The sequence below is a fragment of the Dactylosporangium sp. CA-233914 genome (assembly GCF_050942935.1).
Classification (GTDB): Bacteria; Actinomycetota; Actinomycetes; order Mycobacteriales; family Micromonosporaceae; genus Dactylosporangium.
In genome coordinates this window covers 1129904-1148303 of record NZ_CP192030.1, presented here as the reverse complement: position 1 = coordinate 1148303, position 18400 = coordinate 1129904, and the positions used below count along the sequence as shown (strand labels likewise).

Genomic DNA, 18400 nt, shown 5'->3' with positions numbered 1-18400 from the left:
GCGGGTCACCCGCCCCGGCTGCCCGTTTTCCGGCCCTCGGGGGAGCTGAGTCTTGCAGACCGACACCGTTGCGGATCCCGCCCGGCGGACGCCCGCCGCCACCGCCGCGCAGCCGGAGCCCCGGTTCGGCGTGCACGCGCGCATCGCGACCGGCCTGATCGCGCTGGGCTGCCTCATCCGCCTCGGCCTCATCATCTGGGGCTGGCCCGCGACCAACAGCGACGAGGGCCACCTCGGCATCATGGCGCAGCGGATCGCCTACCACGGCGAGCACCCGATCTTCTACCCCGGCCAGAACTACATGGGCCCGCACGAGGCGGTGCTCGGCGCGGTCCTGTTCCACCTCTTCGGCGGCCCGTCGTTGTTCTTGCTCCGCTTCGGCCTGCTGGTGCTCTTCGCGGCCTTTTTGACCAGCAGTTACCTGTTCGCCCGGATGGTCTACGGCGCCCGCTGGGCGCTGGTCTGCCTGGCGGTGCTGGCGCTCGGCTCGCCGTACATCATGGCCCGTGAGATGTCCGCGATCGGCGGCTACGGCGAGACGCTGCTGTTCGGCTCCCTGATGTTCCTGCTGGCGGCGCGGCTGATCGTCACCTACCGGCCGTATCGCGTGCTGCGCGAGTGCCGCTGGCGCCTGGCCGCCTACGCGGCCTGGGGGGTCATCGCCGGCACCAGCATCTGGTCCGACCTGCTCGGCGCGCCGTTCGTGCTCATGTCGGGCGTCGCCCTGCTGGTGTACTGCTGGCGCGAGTTCCTGCAGCTGCTGGGGCCGCTGGCGGCCGGCGTCGGGCTGGTGCTCGGCGCGTTCCCGCTGATCTGGTTCAACCTGCACGCCAAGCCCGGCGAGGACATGCTCTCGACGCTGGAGATGGTCCGCGGCAATCCCCCGGAGTCCCTCGACGCGAAGCTGCACGCGGTGTGGAACGCCGTGCGCATCAGCGTGCCGATGATGACCGGCGAGCCCTTCTGCGGCGCGAACGAGCTGACGGCGATCGGCCCGGCGACGTCGTGGTCACGCCCGTGCGTGGTCGTGCGCGGCGGCTGGGGCACCGGTTACATGCTCCTGCTCGGCATCGCCTGCCTGCTCGCGGCCTGGGGCCTGTGGTGGGCGTGGCGCAACCGGCGCCGCGACGGCGGCACCGTGCCGCTCGTGCTCGACGCCGACCCGGCCGCGCGGCTGCGCAAGGCGGGCATCCACGTCGCGATGCTGATCGCCGCCGTCATCACCTTTTATCTGTACGCGTTCAGCTTCGCGGCCGTCGAGTGGCCGGGCATCCACGGGCGTTACCTGATCGGCTTCCTCATCGCCACCCCCGCGATCCTGTGGCCCCTCTGGCAGGGCCTGACCGCGGCCTGGAAGCGCGGCGGCGCCCTGGTCCGCACCCTGCGGATCGTCAGCGGGGTGGCCCTGGCGGGATACCTCGCGTTCCTGGCGATCGGCACGGTGCTCGCCTACACCGAGGCCCCGTCCACACGCGCCGACCAGCAGCGCGACCAGGCACTGGCCGACACCCTGATCGCCCGGGGCGTCACGCATTTCTACACCGACTACTGGATCTGCGCGAACATCGCCTTCCGCACCGAGGAGCGGCTGACCTGCGCCGCGGTCGACGGGGCGTTCAACCCGGGACCGGGCCAGAACCGCTACATCCAGTACTGGATCGACACGAACAACGACCCTCAGGCGGCGTACGTCTTCGCCGACGACCCGTGCCGCTCGCTGCCCGCGTTCAACTGCAAGGGCTCCTCGTTCCTCGTCGAGCGCGACGGGCAGCTGACCCTGCCGGTGGTCGAGGACCGGCTGTTGAAGGCCGGCCGGCAGTGGGACATCCTCCAGGTCGACGGCTACGTCATCTATCTGGTGCGGTAATGATGCTTTCGTCCGTTATTCCCCAGGCCGGGTCGACACGACGACGGCCTCGGAGTTAGGGTTCCCGGTGCTCAAGGACCAATCGTCCGCCCGCGTTGCCCCGAAACGCGAAGGTCGGCTGGCGGCACTCGACGGGCTACGGCTCGTCGCCGCCCTGCTCGTCGTCTCCTACCACTATGTCGGAACCGAGCGCTCGGACCTGTGGGAACGTCCGAACAGCGAGCTTTTCGGACACCTGTTCGCCCTGTCGATCTACGGCAACTTCGGTGTGCAGCTGTTCTTCATCGTCAGCGGCTTCGTCATCTGCATGAGCTCGTGGGGCCGCAAGATCAGCGACTTCGTGATCTCCCGCGTCGTGCGCCTCTACCCGATGTACTGGGTCGCGGTCGTCCTGTCCTACACGGTGGTGTACCTCAACCGCCCCGGCCTCGCCGACGACGTGCAGGTCATCATGGCCCCCCGCAACACCTCCGACGTGCTGCTGAACTTCACGATGACCCAGGAGGCCTTCGGGGTGGGCCACGTCGACTGGGTCTACTGGACCCTGTGGGCGGAGCTGCGGTTCTACCTGCTGTTCGCGCTCGTGGTCGCCCTGGGCGTGTCCTACCGCCGGGTGCTGGCCTTCTGCGCGCTGTGGATGACCGCCGCGATCCTGTGCTTCAACCTCGACATACCGCTGCTGGACACGATCGTCCAGCCGACCTACGCGCCGTACTTCATCCTGGGCATCCTGCTCTACCTGGTCCACCGCTTCGGCTCGACGCTGCTGCTGTGGGGCAGCATCGCCGGCACGCTGCTGGTGATCCAGCACCTGCTCCTGCTGGACGTACGCTGGAACAGCAGCTACATCGGCCACTCCCTGCACTGGTCCTACGTGATGGTGCTGGTGGGCGGGTTCACCGCGGTCGTGGCGGCCACGGCCCTGGGCTGGCTGGACTGGGCCAACTGGCGCTGGCTCACGGTCGCGGGCGTGATGACCTATCCGCTCTACCTGATGCACCAGGACATCGGCATCATCTTCATCCGCTCGATGAAGGGCGAGATCGCACCGTGGCCGCTGCTGGCCATGACGGTCGCGGGCATGCTGATCCTGGCGTACCTGGGCCACCGCCTGGTGGAGCGCCCGTTCGCCCCGCTGTTCAAGCAGTCGCTGAAGCGCAGCTTCGACGCGGTGTCCCGGGCCGACCTCCCCCGCCGCGACTCCCCACCCCCGCCGGCGAACACGCCACCGCCGGCGGACCCACCCCAAGCGGTTCACCTCGCCCCCGACGAGACCCGCTCCCCGGTGACCACGACAACCACATAGACGAAAGCGGGCGCCTCCGATGGGGGCGCCCGCTTCGTTCGCACGCTACACCGGGATCTTGCTCGCGGTGCGCTGGTGCGTGAGGGGGCGGCGCCGGGCCGGCAGGCCCAGCATCGGGTTGGCCACGCCCCAGGCGGCGCCCTTGCAGACCAGCTCCTTGTAGATCGCGGCCGGCCGGCCGGTCAGGACCGCGGACACCGCCCGGTCGTCGGCCGTCACGTACTGGATCAGGCCCTCCTTGCGGCCCAGCGAGATGCACTGGTTGAAGTACCGCAGCGGGGCGTTGGGCAGCTTGCCGCCGGTCAGGCGCGCGGCGATCGAGTCCGCGGCCTGCCAGGCCATGGGGACACCCGAGGCGCACGACATGCGCAGCGCCTTGTCCCCCGGGCCCATGGCCAGCGCCGCGTCGCCGATCGCGTACACGTCCGGGTGCGAGACCGAGCGCATCGAGCCGTCGACCACGATCTGGCCGGTCTCGGTGACCTCCAGGGTCGTCGCGCCCGCGATCGGGTGCACCGCGAAGCCCGTCGTCCACACCGTGACCTCCGCCGGGATCGTCGCGCCGCCGGCGGTGGTGACGTGGCCGGGCTCGACGGAGGTGACGGCCGCGTGCTCGTGGGTGGTGATGCCCAGCCCGGCGAAGACCTTGCGCAGGTGGGCCCGGCCCTTCGGGGACAGCCAGTCGCCGAGGGCGGCGCGGGCGGCCAGGGAGACCCGCAGGTCCGGCCGGGCCTCGGCGATCTCGGTCGCGGCCTCCAGGCCGGTCAGGCCGCCGCCGACGACGAGCACGGTGCCGCCGGCGGTCAGGCGGGCCAGCCGCTCGCGCAGCCGGAGGGCGCCGGGGCGGCTCGCCAGCTCGTACGCGTGCTCGGCCACGCCGGGGACGCCCTGGCAGTTCCAGGCGCTGCCCAGGGCGTAGACCAGAGTGTCGTACGCGATTTCGCTCGCATCGCCCAGGGTGACGGTCTTGCGGTCGGCGTCCACCGCGGTGACGCGCGCGATCCGCAGGTCGACTCCGGTGCCGGCGAACATCTCGGCGAGCGGCCGGGGCCTGAGGCTCTGGCCGCTGGCCAGCTGGTGCATGCGGACACGTTCGACGAAGTCGGGCTCGGCGTTGACGAGGGTGATGGCGACGTCCTCGCGGCGCAGCCGGCGGGCGAGGCGGCCGGCGGCGATCGCTCCGGAGTATCCGGCGCCGAGGACGATGATGCGGTACGGCATGTCCCTGCTCCTGTCTTGCGCGGTTGCCCCCTGAACCGGGCGGCCCCGCGTTTCCTGACAGCAGCGGGCTGTGAGGCGCCTCACATCACAGGAGGCCCTGGTGCAGCGGCTCCCCGTGGTCGGCGGCGGCCCAGCGGGCGGTCGCGCGCTCGAGCTTGTCCGGATTGACCTGGTTCAGGATGGCGGTGATGCCGTCGGCGGTGACCGCCAGGCACATGACGCCGACGACCCGGCCGTCCGAGGCGACCACGACGGCGGGATCGCCGTTGGCCGTCCAGGCGTACACCTGCGGCGTCCGGCCGAGATAGGCGCGCTTGGCCGGGCTGGGCCGGAACAGGCCCCACACGAACTTGGCGACCGCGACGGCGCCCTCGAACGCCTTGGCCCGCGCCGGGACCTTCCCGCCGCCGTCGCCGATCGAGACGACGTCGGCGGTCAGGAGGCGGACGAGCGGCTCGGGCTTCCCGCCGGCCGCGGCGGCCAGGAACTCCTCGACGATCCGCCGTGCGGCGGCCGCGTCGACCTCGGTGCGGGCCCGGCCCTCGGCGACGTGCTGCTTGGCGCGGTGGAAGATCTGCTGGCTGGCGGCCTCGGTGATGTCGAGGACCGCGGCGATGTCCCGGTGCGGGTAGTCGAAGGCCTCCCGCAGCACGTACACCGCCCGCTCGCTCGGGGAGAGCCGCTCCATGAGCGTCAGCACGGCATACGACACCGACTCCCGCTGCTCGGCGGTCTCGGCGGGGCCGAGCATCGGGTCCCCGGCGAGCAGCGGCTCGGGCAGCCACTGGCCCACGTAGGTCTCGCGGCGCGCCCGGGCGGAGGTCAGCTGGTTGAGGCACAGGTTGGTGAGCACCTTGGTCAGCCAGGCCTCGGGGACCTCGACGCGCTCGACGTCGGCGGCCTGCCAGCGCAGGAACGTCTCCTGCACGGCGTCCTCGGCCTCCGCGGCCGAGCCGAGCAGCCGGTAGGCGATGGCCTCCAGCCGCGGCCGGGCGGCCTCGAACCGCTCGACGTCGCCGGGCCGCAAGGACATGACCTCGATGCTAACCCGCCTCGGCGTGGCGCAGCCGCAGGAAGACCGCCAGAGCGGCGGCCGGGATCAGGCCCATCACGAGCACCGCGACCCCGATCCCCGCGGCCGGGGCCAGCAGAGGACACAGCAGCAGCAGTACCGCACCGGCGAGCACCAACGACGGCGCGAGGGTGCCCTTCGGCCACACGAGCCGGCGCAGGAACAGCCCGAGCAGCAGCCCCAGCGCGGCCGGCACGGCGACGGCGTACCCGGCGGCGAGCGGCGCCACGTGCGCCCGGTGCTCGGCGACCAGCACCGCGACCTCCAGGCCGGGCCCGAGGGCGGCGATCGAGGCGAACAGCAGCGAGTGGCCGTAGGCCCAGGTCCGCACGACGCGGCCGGAGCGCAGGCCGTGCTCGTCGCCGCCCAGGAAGTACGACCACCACGTCCCGAACATCAGCAGCAGGCCGCCGGCCGCGACCAGGATCAGCTGGATGGACAGGCCGGATGCCATCGCGCTCTGGAACGCCATGGTGGAGGCCAGGATGACCTCACCGAGCACGATGATCGTGAACAGCCCGTAGCGCTCGGCGATGTGCTCGGGGTGCCAACTGATCGCCCGGGTCCGGTCCGCCCACACCGGGGTCGCGACCTCGGCGAACGCCAGCACCACGAAGGCGACGTAGTCCAGCGGGTGCGGCAGGAGCAGCCGCAGCAGCCACAGCACCTGCACGACCGTGATGCCGATGGCGTATCGCTGGGCGGTCTGGCGGCCCTCCGGGTGCTCGCGCGCGGCCCGCAGCCACTGCAGGACCATCGGGATCCGCATGACGGCGTACCCGATGGTCGCCACGGTGAAGTCGTACTCGTTCAGCGCCGCCGGCACCCCGGCCGCGAGGATCAGCGCGCCCGTCATCTGCAGCAGCGTGAGCAGCCGGAACGGCCCGTCGTCGGTGTCGTAGGCCGAGGCGAACCAGGTGAAGCTCATCCAGGCCCACCAGATCGCGAAGAACACCATCGCGAACCCGGCGACGGCGGCCGGCGCGTGCCCCTCCTCGATCCCGTGCGCCAGCTGAGCCGCGGCCTGCGCGACGGCGACGACGAAACAGAGGTCGAACAGCAGCTCGAGCGGCGTGGAGGCGCGATGCCCCTCTTTCGGGTCCCGGCCGTCCATCGGCCGCCGCCAGGGCGCCTGCAGTCCCGGTACCCCCACGGTGTCTCCCCTCGGCGTCCCGGCCCTCTCTTGTCGATCACCGTAAGCCAAGGCCCCCGCCAGCACGAGCAGGCTCGGCGGGGGCCTTGGCAGCCCGGTCGTGCTACGAGGCGGCGAACGCCGGCTGGGGCACCGCGACCGCGCGGGTGCGCCCGATCACCCGGAAACCCGCCGCGACCAGCACGGCGAGCATCGGGACGGTGCCCACGGCGGGGAGGATCGGGATGTCGTACGGCATGAAGAGCAGCCCCACGTAGCCGAGCACCACCGCCGGCACCGTCCACCAGCCGAGCACCCCGGCCCGTGCCAGCCCGACGAACGTGACGATCAGGGCGAGCGAAACGAGCGGCCCGGGGCTGAACGCGAGCTGCTGCGCCGGGTGGGCGAGCACCTTGTCGGACAGTACGACCGCCTGGTCCATCGGCAGGTTGCGGCCGATCTCCATGTGGAACCAGTCGGACAGCAGCGCGCCGGACATCTCCAGCAGCCCGAGCGCACCGAGCAGCGCGCCGACGATCGTCACGACGGCGCCCTTGCGGCCGCGGACCAGGAACGGCAGGGCGAGCAGGCCCACCCCCATGAGCAGGTTGCCGTAGTGCAGCAGCAGCGCGGACAGCTGGGTCTGGAACGGGTCGGCGGCCAGGGACTGCAGGTAGGAGGCCTTGTCGTCGCCGGAGCTCGGCGGCGAGGTGGCCAGGCCGGCGAAGAAGCAGGCCGCGCCCCCGATGAGGGAGAGGCCGCCGGCAATCGGAAGAACCCGCGGGGCGGGAGTGGTCGCGTTCATTGAGGCAGTACCAGTCATGCCGAAGAAGCTATGGCCGGGGACCCCCGCGAATCTGCTGGCTGCGGGCTCGATCCCGGTCCGCCGTGGGACGGACGCGAGGCGGTCGCGCTGTCCGCCGTACGGCCGACCCGCCCGGCAACCCGCACCGCATAGATTCGCCGCATGCCCCGCATGATCGTCCCGTGGGCGGCCGCCGCCGCGCTTGCCGTCATCGGCGTCGCCGAGATCCTGCTCGACAGCGGGTTCTCCGCCGCCCCCGCCGCCCCGGCCGCGGCGCTGGCCGTGGTCGTGCTGGGCGCCGCCCTCGCCGCGCGGTTCGCGATCGTGGGCGCGGCGATCGTGGCGACGGCGTTCCCGATCGCCGTCGCCGGCGGCCTCAACGGCCCGACCGGCGCCGCCGTCCTCGGCTTCTTCTTGGCCCCCGGTTGGGCCGGTTACCACCGCCGCGGGTCATGGCCGGCGCCGCTGGCCGCGCAGCTCATGGCGAGCCTCGGGACGTGGATCGCCGGCCGGGCCGCCGGGTCGAGCGTCGCCGGCCTCGGGGCGATGGCCTGGGAGAACCTGTTCTTCGGCTCGCTGTGCTGGGGCGCCTGGGGCGTCGGCATCCTCGCCCGGCGGCTGCGCGCCCGGGCCGACCTCATGGCCCGGCTCGCCGCCGCGGTGGAGGCCGAGCGCGACGCCCGCGAGCACGCCGCCGTGGTCGAGGAACGGCAGCGGATCGCGCGCGACATGCACGACGCGGTGGCACACTCGATCAGCGTGATGGTCCTGCAGCTCGGCGCCGTGCGGGCCACGCTGCCGACCGGCACCCCGCAGGCCGAGATGCTGGCCGGCATCGAGCGGCTCGGCCGGGAGTCGGTGCAGGAGCTGCGCACCCTCGTCGGGGTGCTGCGCGAGGCGCCGTCCACGCCCCAGCCGTCGCTGGCGCGCGCCGGCGAGCTCGTCGAGGACGTCCGCGCCGCCGGGCTGCCGGTTTCGCTGACCCTCGACGGCGATCTCGCGGCCGTGCCCCGCCCGGTTGACATCTCCGCGTACCGGGTGCTCCAGGAGGCACTGACCAACGTCCTGAAGCACGCCGGCCACGTTTCGACCGACGTCACCGTGCGGGCGACCGGGAAGGCGGTCACCGTCACCGTCGACAACGCGCCCGGCACGCCGGGCGGCGACGGCCCGCCGGGCCACGGGCTGACCGGCATGCGGGAGCGCGTCGCGGTGTTCGGCGGCACCCTCGCCGCCGGGCCGCGCACCGACGGCGGCTTCACCGTCCGGGCGGAGTTCCCCGCATGATCCGGGTCGTGATCGCCGACGACGAGGCCATGATCCGCGCCGGCCTGCGGATGCTGCTGGACCACCAGCCCGACATCGAGGTGGTCGGCGAGGCCGCCGACGGCGTCCAGGCCCGCGACGAGGTCCGGCGCACCTCACCCGACGTGGTGCTGATGGACGTGCGGATGCCCCGCGCCGACGGCATCGAGGCGGCCCGGCACATCCTCGCCGAGTCGGAAGCCCGGGTGGTCATCCTCACGACGTTCGACGAGGACGAGGCGGTCCGCCAGGCACTGAAGGCCGGCGTGAGCGGCTTCCTGCTCAAGGTCGCCCCACCCGAGCAACTGGTCCACGCGGTGCGGACGGTAGCCGCCGGACAGGCACTGCTGGACCCGGCGGTGACCCTGCGGGTCATCGAGTCGTACGCCGCCGCACCGGCCGCCGACCCGCGCGCCGAGGCCCGCCTGAAGGCACTCACGGAGCGCGAGGTCGACGTGCTGCGCCTGGTAGCCCGGGGCCGGTCCAACGCGGAGATCGCCGCCGACCTCTACCTGGGCGAGGCGACGGTCAAGACGTACATCTCCCGGATGCTGCTGAAGCTCGACCTGCGCGACCGCGTCCAGGCGGTAGCGTTCGCCTACGAGAGCGGCCTCATCCGCCCGGGCACCCCCTGATCCCGAGCGGCGTCCTGCCAGGCCACCGGGCCGCGGCACCGCCCACCGAGAGGCTTCGGCCAGGTGTCATCGTCCACGAGCAGCACCCGTGCCAGACGTAGTTGCAGTACAGGTCGCCATCGCCAATGCCGCCGGCGCGGCGGGGGCCAGGGCGAGCGAGCCGGCAAGGAGCGCCGTCCGTCGTATTTTCTTGATCCTCTGCATTCGCTTCTCCGCTCGCGAGACACGATTCATCGCCACCAGCGGGCGATGTCCGAACTCATTTCTGCGGATGCCGGAACTTTGCGCCGGTCACGGGTCGCAGCGGGCGTGACCCTACATGGACGCGTTTCGCCGACCCAGTCGGCGACTCCCAGTCACTGGCTGGTCTTCCGATGGCGCTGTCCCCCGACTGGGATACACCGTACAGCATCAATGTATGGTTGTGTTTACCCTCCAGTCCGAAGAACCAGCCCGCATCAATGATTCCCGGACGTGACGGTGCGGGTCCGCCGAACTTGGATCTGGGGAAACGACCATGCGGATCGTCAACGCTTTTCTCGTCGGCGTCATGCTCGTTCTGGCGGCCGCCTGCCAAAACAACAGCGGTGATTCGGCGACACCGCGGGTCTCGCTAGCGCCAGGCGCTCATCCGTATGACGCGCTGCGCGGCGCCGAGTTCGAAGCGATGCGCCACGCAGTGCAGCGGCTACGCAACAAGTGCCTGGCCGGCGAGGGATTTCCGCAGAACCTCGAGCTGATGGCGACCCAGCCCGGCGACCCGTTCGAGTTCCTGCGCGTCGACGACGGGATGTTCGGCCCATAGACGCCGGAACAGGCCCGCAGCAAGGGTTTCGGCGCCGACCTCCCCGCGCAGCCGGCCCGGATCGTCAGCCACGACGCCAACTACGACCGCGCGCTGAGGTCCTGCGAAGCGAGTGCATGGGACAAAGCCGGCAAGGACATGAAGCAAATGGCTGCCGGCTACCTTGACCTGGCCAACACGATCATGGCCGACGTCCGCCGTGACTACGAGCAGCGCGCGAACCCGCACCTGAAGCAGCTACGGATCGCGATGACCGACTGCCTGCAGCGGGCGGGCTACCGGCCCGCGGACCGCGACGCGTTCATCGCCTCGCCCGAGCCCAAGCGGCTCGGCGTCGCCTTCGGCGCCCACGAGGGCGTCGCCGAGAGCTGGGCTCCGGCTCCGGGCAAAGCCACGGTCCAGATCGGCCCCGCGGTGCCGGCCCGCCGCTACGTGCCCACCCCCGCCGAGTCCGACCTCGCGCTCGCCTGGCAGCGCTGCACCGTGGAGTCAGGCCTCAGCACCACCCTGCAGCCAATGGTCCGCGACGCCCAGATGGCGGCGGTACTCAAGCACGAGGACCAACTCGCCGAATACGCCACCCGCACCGCCGAGGCCGCACGCCGTCTGGCTGCCATCGGCTGACATCGGACTTGGAGATCGCGCCATGACCAGAACCCGCCGCCGGGCGCTGCTGGCCGGCCTGACCGCCGTCGTCGCCGCGACCGGCTACGCCGTGTACGACCGGATCCAGGAGTCCGGGCTGCACTTCGCGGACTTGGCCGGACAGGCCCACGTCCGGCTGACCGCCGACTTCTCCGCGGCGGACGTGACGACGCTGGCCGGCCTGCCGGACACTGACCGGGCCGAATGCAACGAGACGGTCTACGAGTTCGACGTCGTTGGGCCGAAGGGTACGTATCCGCGCGCGACCATGGTCACCGCCACCGAGGACGAGCGGCTGCGCGCGTTCCAGTTGCGCACCGGCCGCATGCCGACGGGCGCCGCCGAGGTGCTGCTCGACGAGGGCACGGTGAGCAGCCAGGGTCTGCGGCTCGGCGAACGGCTGACACTGAGCCGCCGCACGCACAAGCTGACCGCCACCCTCGTCGGCAGCGCCAGCCGCCCGAACACCCGTGATGTCGGCCCGCACGAGACGGTGGCGATGCTGCCGATCGCCGCGATCACGAAGGTGACCGGCGGCGACCCAGGCGGCTGCTACCAGATGCTGGTCCGGCTGCGTGATCCCGGCCATGCCCTCGCCTACCGCGATGCGGTGCTGAAGGCGCTGGGCTTCGACCCGGGACTTACATTCGACGAAGGCCTGCGCAAGCACATCTGACATGCCTTGTTCTTGACACCGCGGGCCTGGGCGTGAAGCCGCCAGGCCCGAACGGTGCCCGACGGGAGTACACGGTCCAGACCACGACGGACATCGCAAACCAACTCCGCCAGAACACGAACAGGCACAGCCCGTGAACAGACTGCGCCCATTGGTGGAGCCGAGGTTACGGCATGCGAACCGAAGGATAGGCCGAACCGGCGGCGGCCCGCACCGATGGGTCAGACCGGTGTTCCCCTGGGGAGACTCACGGCCGGCTCGGCCGGTACGGCGTCGAGTTGGTGGCGCAGCTTCTCGCCTTCGACGTCAACGTTGGGCAGGAGCCGGTTCAGCCAGCGGGGCAGCCACCAGGCGGCCTTGCCGAGCAGGGTCATCACGGCCGGCACGATGGTCATCCGGACGACGAGCACGTCGAAGAGCACGGCTCCGGCGAGCGCGAAGCCGACCGATTTGATGATCGGGTCGGGGGCGAGGATGAATCCGGCGAAGACGCTGATCATGATGATCGCGGCGGCCGCGACCACCCGTGCGCCGTGGTCGAAGCCGCTGATCACGGCCTCGCGGGGTGCGGCGCCGTGCACGTAGTCCTCGCGCATCCGGGTGACCAGGAAGACCTGGTAGTCCATGGCCAGACCGAACACGATGCCGATCAGGATGATGGGTAGGAAGCTGACGATTGGCCCGGTCCGCTCGACGCCGAGCAGGTCGGCGGCCCAGCCCCATTGGAAGACCGCCACGACGGCGCCGAAGGTGGCGGCGACGCTGAGCAGGAAGCCCAGGGTTGCCTTGATCGGCACCAGCAGCGACCGGAACACCAGCATGAGCAGCAGGAACGCCAGACCCACGACCACCGCCAGGTACGGGATGAGGGCGTCGGCGAGCTTGGTGGAGACGTCGATGTTGATAGCGGTCAGGCCGGTGACGCCGATGCTCGCGTCGGCGATGGTGCCGTCGAGGTGCCGGACGGCGTGCACGAGGTCCTTGGTGGCGGTGTCGCCGGGTCCGCTGGCTGGGATGACGGTGAGCAGGGCGGTGTCGCCGGCGGGGTTGACGGCGGCGGTGGCCGCCGCGGCGACGCCGGGTAGGCCGGTGATCTTCTGCACGACCTGGTCGGCGGTGGTCTTCGCGGCGCCGGCCGGGGTGTCGACCACGACGGTGAGCGGCCCGTTGAAGCCGGCGCCGAAGCCGGTGGCCAGCAGGTCGTAGGCCTTGCGTTGGGTGGTGTCCGGTGCGGCGGTCCCGTCGTCCGGCATGCCCAGTCGCAGGTCCAGGGTCGGGATCGCGACGACGCCGAGCGCGACCACGGCGACCAGCAGCGCGGCGACCGGCCGGCGGGCGATCGCGCGGGCCCAGCGGGTGCCGAAGGTGGTGGTGGCGGCGGCCCCGGGGGCGCGGGTGCGCCGAGCGCGGGCGTTCTTGCCGAGGACCCGGCGGCCGGCGAAGCCGAGTATCGCGGGCAGCAGGGTCAGTGCGATGACCACGGCGATGGCCACGGTGAGCGCGGCAGCCAGGCCCATCTGGGTCAGGAACGGCACGCCGACCACGGAGAGTGCGGCCAGCGCGATCACGACGGTGAGACCGGCGAACACGACCGCTGAGCCGGCGGTGCCGGCCGCCCGGCCGGCGGCCTCCTGGGGGTCGTGGCCGTCGGCGAGTTCGTGCCGGTAGCGGGAGACGATGAACAGGGCATAGTCGATCGAGACGGCGAGGCCGAGCATCAGTGCGAGGACCGGCGTCGTCGAGGACAGGTCGATGAAGCCGGTGGCGGCGATGATCACGCTCATGCCGATGCCGATACCGAACAGCGCGGTCAGCAGCGGCAGGCCGGCGGCCACCAGGGAACCGAACGTGACTACCAGAACCACGGCGGCGACCGCGACACCGATCACCTCGCCCAGGCCCAGCTCGGTCGGGGCCTGCAGCGCGTCACCGCCGACTTCGACGATCAGGCCCTGCTCGCGGGCCCGGTCGGCGATGCCGGTGAGCGCGTCGCGGTCGCCGTCGGTCAGGTCCTGCGCTGGAACCCGGTAGGTCGCCTGGGCGAAGCCGACGGTGCTGGCCTGGTTCACGGTGCCGGACTGGAACGGGTCGTTCACCGAGGCCACCTGTGGTGCCTGCCGCAGCTCGGCGACGATCTGCTCGACGGCCGCCTTCGTGGCCGTGCTGGTGAGCTGCTGTCCGGCCGGCGCGGCGAACACCACCCGTGCGGTGGCACCGTCTGCGGACGCCTGCGGGAACCGTTCCTGCAGCAGGTCGATCGCCTCCTGCGATGGTGTGCCGGGAATTCTGAACGCGTCAGACGTCGAACCGGACAATGTCGCGGCGCCGGTCGCCGCAGCCGCGAGGACCGCCAGCCACAACCCGACGACCAGCCATCGCCGACGGAACGCGAACCGGCCCAGCCGGTACAGAAACGACGCCATCTCGGGTCTCCTCCGGAAGATCTTTGTCCTCGCAGGCTAGCCGATCGTGCAGCTGATCGCTGCACGATCGTGAAGTAGTTCACTTTACGATCGTGCAGTATTTGACTTTACGGTCGTGCAGTTGTCTGCTGAACGATCGGCCAGCTAGGCTTCCTGGCACAGCCGGGTACGGAGGAGCGCACATGGTCGTAACAGCAGTCAGGGCGTCCGATAGCCGGCAGCGCTTCATCGATGCCGCGATCCGGCTGTTCGCCCGGCACAGCTTCGCCGGCACGTCGTTGCAGATGATCGCCGACGAGGTGGGCGTCACGAAGTCGGCAGTCCACCATCACTTCCGCACCCGCGAGGAACTGCTCACCGCTGTGGTCGAGCCGCTCATCGGGGAATTGCGGGCGGCCGTCGCGGCGGCCGAGGCGCAACGCAGCCGGCCGGCCCGCGCCGAGCGGATGCTCACCAGCTTCGTCGACATCGTGGTGGGTAACCGGGTGCTGGTCCCCGTACTGATCGGCGATCCCGGGACCATCGAGATGCTGCGCTCCCGCACCGAGGTGAGCGACCTGGTCGACCGTCTCGTCAAGCTGATCGCCGATGTCGAGCCCGGCGTGGGCGGGTGGATCAAAGCCGACATGGTCATGGCCGGGATCGCTGGCGGGATGAGCGCACGAGCGCGCGGCCTCGACGACGACGTGTTGCGCCGGCACCTGGTCGAGGCCGGCCGGCGCGCCCTCGGGCTGCGCGCCCCACGATGCCTCCGCCCCCGCTGAACGCCATCGGCGGAACACGCCCACCGAAGACGGTCAGGGTCTGCTCGCCGCGCTTGAGAGCGGTGATCACGCCGAGGGTGCCGTTGAAGAGACCGACTTGGCCCTTGTCGTAGTCGTCGCGGATCTTGGTGATCTTGTCGCCCACCCGGAACACCCGCCCGCCGGCCCGGCGCGCCCTCGCGCGGTGGGTGAGTTCGCCTGTTTGAGCGAAGACGCGCCATTCAGGGTCCGACACCGACCAGCATGATCGTTTCAGGCTGTACGGCCATCCACGGATTGACTCACTCCTCCAGGGAGATGGCCTGGCTGGGGCACACGTGCACCGCTTCGCGGGCCTTCTCGACCAGCTCACCCTCCGGCGTCTCGTTCAGCACGACGATTGTGCCGTCGTCCTTGCTCTGGTCGAACAGCGCGGGCTCAGTGAGCACACACTGTCCGGCACCGACGCACTTGCTGGTGTCCACGATGATCTTCATGGCCCTCTCCTCCCGAGGTGGGGATGGCAGCTCGTCCTCTACCAGGTCACCGGGAGCTGGTAGAGGCCGTAGATGTTCGCGTCGTCCTTGAATGGCAGCTCGTCGATATCCATCGCCAGCTCCAGGCTGGGGACGCGGCGGAACAGCGTGTCGAACACGATTTGGAGCTCCATCCGAGCCAAGTTCTGGCCCAGGCACTGGTGCGGCCCGAACCCGAACGCGACGTGGTGGCGCGCGCCGCGCTCGATGTCGAGCTCGTCCGGGCTCTCGAACGCCCGCGGGTCCCGGTTGGCCGAATAACCGAGCGCCAGCACTCCTTCGCCGGCGCGGATCAGCTGCCCGCCGACCTCGATGTCCTCGACGCACAGCCGGGCCGTCGCCACGTCGATGATCGTGAAGTACCGCAGCATCTCCTCGACCGCGTTGAGCGTTTTGCCCGGGTCGGCCTTGACCATCGCGAGCTGCTCCGGGTTGCGCAGGAACGCCACGGTCGACAGCGAGATCATGTTCGCCGTCGTCTCGTGGCCGGCCACGAGCAGCAGAAAGCCCATGCCAGCCAGCGACGTCCGCCGGTAGGTGCCGCCCGCGCGCAGCTTGACGATCTGCCGCCCGAGCAGGTCGTCCGGCGGGTTTTCCTCCTTCTCCGCGATAAGGTCGGCCATGTAGCCCTGGATGGCCCCCATGGCCGCCCACCGCTCCTCGGGCGGCGTCGACTGCTTGATCACCTTTACCGTGTGCTCCTGGAAGAACTCATGGTCGGCGTAGGGCACACCCAGCATCTCGCAGATCACCAGTGACGGGACCGGCAGCGACAGCGAGTCCACCAGGTCACCGGGCTGCGGCCCGGCCAGCAGCGCGTCGATCTGCCCGTCGACGATCTCCTGGATCCGCGGCCGCAGCGCCTCCAACCGGCGCACCGTGAACTCGCCGAGTACGGCCTTGCGCGCCGGCCCGTGCTCGGGTGCGTCCATCGTGATCAGGGTGCGCTCCTCGTCCGGCCGCCGGGACGCCGCCTCGCCCTTGACCAGCTGCGGGAAGTCCGGATGCTGCCGGTTGGCGCTGAACCGCCGGTCGTTCAACACAGTTCGCACGTCTTCGTGGCGGCTGACCACCCAGGCCCGCCCGCCGTCGGGCAGACGAACCCGCGAGACCGGCTCTTCTTCGCGGATCTCTTCGTACGCCGGCGGCGGCGCGAACGGGCACGTACGGGCCATGGGGAACTCGTGCTTCTCGGCGGTAGTCATGACCTTTTCCTTCCACGACGTCACGGACAGGCGATAGCGGCTGGACAGCGAAGGCCGTGTGTGAACGGCAGTTGGTCGACCGGCGCGACCGGGTTTGGCTCCGGATGCGACGGACCAAGCAACCGCAATGGACCACCGGGACCGACGACATCGGTGGGTTCAGACTCGATCCGTCTTCTCACGGGCGAAGTGCGGTTCCGCCGCTTCCAGTCGCGGTACCGCGACGCCCAACCGTCGTGCTTCCGCCAGGGTGTCCCGGCAGATCTCCCGCGGCTCCTGAGCCTCGGGGTCGGAGTACGCCGCAAAATTCACGCGCACCGGCGCGACATGAGCGCTCAGCCAGGCGAGCGCGGGGGCCGTCAGCCAGGTGGGCGCCCGGAACAGCAGCCCGCCGCCCCGGTGACGTCGCAGGTCAAGGCCTCGCGCTTCAAGAAGCGGCAGAAGTTCACGGCCGGCCAGCAGCGCCTCGCGGAACGCGCCCGTCGACCCAGCCAGCCTGGCCAACGACCCCAGCCGCAGGCCCTGCGAGTGCAGGCCCGCGTTCGACACGAAGTGAATCCACAGCCAGCCGCGGAAGTCGGGTCGCTCCCGCAGCCGGAACCCGGCCTCGCGAAACACCCTGCGCACGGCCCGCTCCCGGTCGGTCGGGGGCTGGCCGAGGGTGCCGAAGATGACTGCCGGCAGCAGCGTCCCGCGGAGCACGCCGTCCTCGCCGAAGCCGCCACCGGCCTGGGGAAAGCCCCATGCGACCTGGTCGACGGGAAGGGCACCGATAGCGGTCTGCGGCTCGGTCCAGATGTTGCCGAAGACCAGCACCGTGACTTGACCGATGCGCGGCGCCAGGAAGGCCGTCGCCTCCGCGAGGCGGTGGTGCGGCACGCTGAGCACGATCAGGTCGAAGTCGTGGTCTGACTGCAGCTCCTCGCGGTAGCGCACCGGCCACTTCTCGACGACGCGCTGCCCCCACACCCGGCGCCGTGTATCGAGCAGGTCGAGATCTGTCGTGTCCCCGTACGTCGCCGCGCGGCCGGGGCGGACGTAGAACTCGACGTGATGTCCGGCCCGTTCCAAGGCCCAGCCGTAGACGGTGGCGATCACGCCTCGGCCGAACATCAGGATCTTCACGCTGCACCTCGTGGGGTACGATCGATTTGGAGGCTATCTCCACTTTCCAAAATATGGAGGTCATCTCCATTTGTCAACGCGAGGTAGCGCATGACCGCCGACAAGCCGCTGCGGGCCGACGCCCAACGCAACCGCGATGTCCTGATCGCCAAGGCGCGAGAGGTCTTCGACGCCGGCGACTTCTTCGACCTACGCTTCGATGACTTCGCCCGTCTGGCCGAGGTGGGCACCGGCACGCTGTACCGCCACTTCCCCACCCGGGAGGCACTGGCCGAGGCGGTCTACCACGGGGAAGTTGCCGCGCTGTGCGACCGCGCCCGCCAGCTACAGGCCACGCTGCCCGCGGCGGAGGCTTTGGCGACCTTCCTACGCGGCATGGTCGACCACATAGACGCCCACAAGGGCCTGGCCCGGACGCTGGCCACACTCATGGCCGATCGCTCGGGTGCCCTCGCCGAGGGCAGCCGGGCGCTGGAGCAGGCGGTCACCGACCTGGTGGCCGCCGCCGTGCGGGACGGCACCGTTCGCGACGACGTGGATGCCGGTGCCGTCATGATGGCACTGCACGGCATCGGCGCGGCCCATGACCGCCCCGGTTGGCGGGCCGAGGCCGACGATGTCATCACCCTCGTGCTGGACGGGCTGCGCCGCCCGCACTCAGCCCAGGCGGCTGTCGCACGGACAACCCGTCTTTGAACAATTGATCACCATCTGGGCACTGCACAGCCATCGCCGACGGGGAGAGCGTCGTAGCTGGTGCCGGTCGCGGTGATCCGGTCCGCGGCGTCATAGCTGTAGGTACGACTCGAAGCGGGCGTCGAGGTTTGGCAGGAACCGCCCGCAGCCGGCCCATATGCCGCGAGACTGGTCCGGTTGCTCGCGGCAGTTCGGGCCGAGCC

At 70.8% G+C, this 18400-nt stretch carries 17 protein-coding genes; 9 read left to right on the top strand and 8 right to left on the bottom strand.

The window, feature by feature from the left end; genetic code table 11:
• Positions 1-52: 52 nt before the first annotated feature.
• Together ACQPY0_RS05325 and ACQPY0_RS05320 are read left to right on the top strand one after the other, a co-directional pair.
• On the top strand, positions 53-1867 hold the full coding sequence (locus ACQPY0_RS05325; protein ID WP_432985525.1) for a hypothetical protein: 1815 nt from the start codon (positions 53-55) through the stop codon (positions 1865-1867).
• Between the two features lie 67 nt (positions 1868-1934).
• On the top strand, positions 1935-3173 hold the full coding sequence (locus ACQPY0_RS05320) for an acyltransferase family protein (protein WP_432985524.1): 1239 nt from the start codon (positions 1935-1937) through the stop codon (positions 3171-3173).
• A 45-nt stretch (positions 3174-3218) separates the two neighbouring features.
• On the opposite strand, the gene ACQPY0_RS05315 is transcribed toward ACQPY0_RS05320, so the two are convergent.
• The 4 genes from ACQPY0_RS05315 to ACQPY0_RS05300 form a co-directional block, all read right to left on the bottom strand.
• Positions 3219-4394: an NAD(P)/FAD-dependent oxidoreductase gene (locus tag ACQPY0_RS05315; RefSeq protein WP_432985523.1), complete on the bottom strand. Its 1176-nt coding sequence runs from the start codon at positions 4392-4394 to the stop codon at positions 3219-3221.
• A gap of 85 nt (positions 4395-4479) precedes the next feature.
• On the bottom strand, positions 4480-5427 hold the full coding sequence (locus ACQPY0_RS05310) for an RNA polymerase sigma-70 factor (RefSeq protein WP_432985522.1): 948 nt from the start codon (positions 5425-5427) through the stop codon (positions 4480-4482).
• Between the two features lie 10 nt (positions 5428-5437).
• Entirely contained in the window at positions 5438-6619 is a 1182-nt protein-coding gene (locus tag ACQPY0_RS05305; RefSeq protein WP_432985521.1) for a low temperature requirement protein A, read from the bottom strand.
• Between the two features lie 103 nt (positions 6620-6722).
• On the bottom strand, positions 6723-7421 hold the full coding sequence (locus ACQPY0_RS05300) for a hypothetical protein (RefSeq protein ID WP_432985519.1): 699 nt from the start codon (positions 7419-7421) through the stop codon (positions 6723-6725).
• Positions 7422-7565: 144 nt separating this feature from the next.
• On the opposite strand from ACQPY0_RS05300, the gene ACQPY0_RS05295 reads away from it, so the two are divergent.
• The 5 genes from ACQPY0_RS05295 (at position 7566) to ACQPY0_RS05275 (ending at position 11469) form a co-directional block, all read left to right on the top strand.
• Positions 7566-8690, top strand: coding sequence for a sensor histidine kinase (locus ACQPY0_RS05295; protein WP_432985517.1), 1125 nt, complete (start codon positions 7566-7568; stop codon positions 8688-8690).
• On the top strand, positions 8687-9343 hold the full coding sequence (locus ACQPY0_RS05290) for a response regulator transcription factor (protein ID WP_432985515.1): 657 nt from the start codon (positions 8687-8689) through the stop codon (positions 9341-9343). The genes ACQPY0_RS05295 and ACQPY0_RS05290 overlap by 4 nt, the downstream gene beginning before the upstream one ends.
• 517 nt (positions 9344-9860) lie before the next feature.
• A complete protein-coding gene (locus ACQPY0_RS05285) occupies positions 9861-10148 on the top strand; it encodes a hypothetical protein (protein ID WP_432985512.1) in 288 nt (95 codons plus the stop codon).
• 147 nt (positions 10149-10295) lie between these two features.
• Complete coding sequence (locus ACQPY0_RS05280) at positions 10296-10772, top strand: hypothetical protein (protein WP_432985509.1); 477 nt, start codon at positions 10296-10298, stop codon at positions 10770-10772.
• Between the two features lie 22 nt (positions 10773-10794).
• Positions 10795-11469, top strand: a complete 675-nt coding sequence (locus tag ACQPY0_RS05275; protein ID WP_432985506.1) for a hypothetical protein — start codon at positions 10795-10797, stop codon at positions 11467-11469.
• Positions 11470-11690: 221 nt separating this feature from the next.
• Here the strand turns inward: ACQPY0_RS05275 and ACQPY0_RS05270 are convergent, their stop codons facing one another.
• Positions 11691-13892, bottom strand: coding sequence for an MMPL family transporter (locus ACQPY0_RS05270; RefSeq protein WP_432985503.1), 2202 nt, complete (start codon positions 13890-13892; stop codon positions 11691-11693).
• Between the two features lie 182 nt (positions 13893-14074).
• On the opposite strand from ACQPY0_RS05270, the gene ACQPY0_RS05265 reads away from it, so the two are divergent.
• Positions 14075-14656: a TetR/AcrR family transcriptional regulator gene (locus tag ACQPY0_RS05265; protein WP_432985500.1), complete on the top strand. Its 582-nt coding sequence runs from the start codon at positions 14075-14077 to the stop codon at positions 14654-14656.
• Positions 14657-14937: 281 nt separating this feature from the next.
• Here ACQPY0_RS05265 and ACQPY0_RS05260 read toward each other — a convergent pair whose 3' ends face one another.
• The 3 genes from ACQPY0_RS05260 to ACQPY0_RS05250 all read right to left on the bottom strand — a co-directional run bounded on the left by ACQPY0_RS05260 (position 14938) and on the right by ACQPY0_RS05250 (position 17501).
• Positions 14938-15132, bottom strand: coding sequence for a ferredoxin (locus ACQPY0_RS05260; protein WP_432985497.1), 195 nt, complete (start codon positions 15130-15132; stop codon positions 14938-14940).
• A 38-nt stretch (positions 15133-15170) separates the two neighbouring features.
• A complete protein-coding gene (locus ACQPY0_RS05255) occupies positions 15171-16376 on the bottom strand; it encodes a cytochrome P450 (protein ID WP_432985494.1) in 1206 nt (401 codons plus the stop codon).
• Positions 16377-16535: 159 nt separating this feature from the next.
• Complete coding sequence (locus tag ACQPY0_RS05250) at positions 16536-17501, bottom strand: ketopantoate reductase family protein (protein ID WP_432985491.1); 966 nt, start codon at positions 17499-17501, stop codon at positions 16536-16538.
• Between the two features lie 90 nt (positions 17502-17591).
• Between ACQPY0_RS05250 and ACQPY0_RS05245 the strand changes: the two genes are divergently transcribed.
• Positions 17592-18197: a TetR/AcrR family transcriptional regulator gene (locus ACQPY0_RS05245; RefSeq protein ID WP_432985488.1), complete on the top strand. Its 606-nt coding sequence runs from the start codon at positions 17592-17594 to the stop codon at positions 18195-18197.
• Positions 18198-18400: the final 203 nt, after the last annotated feature.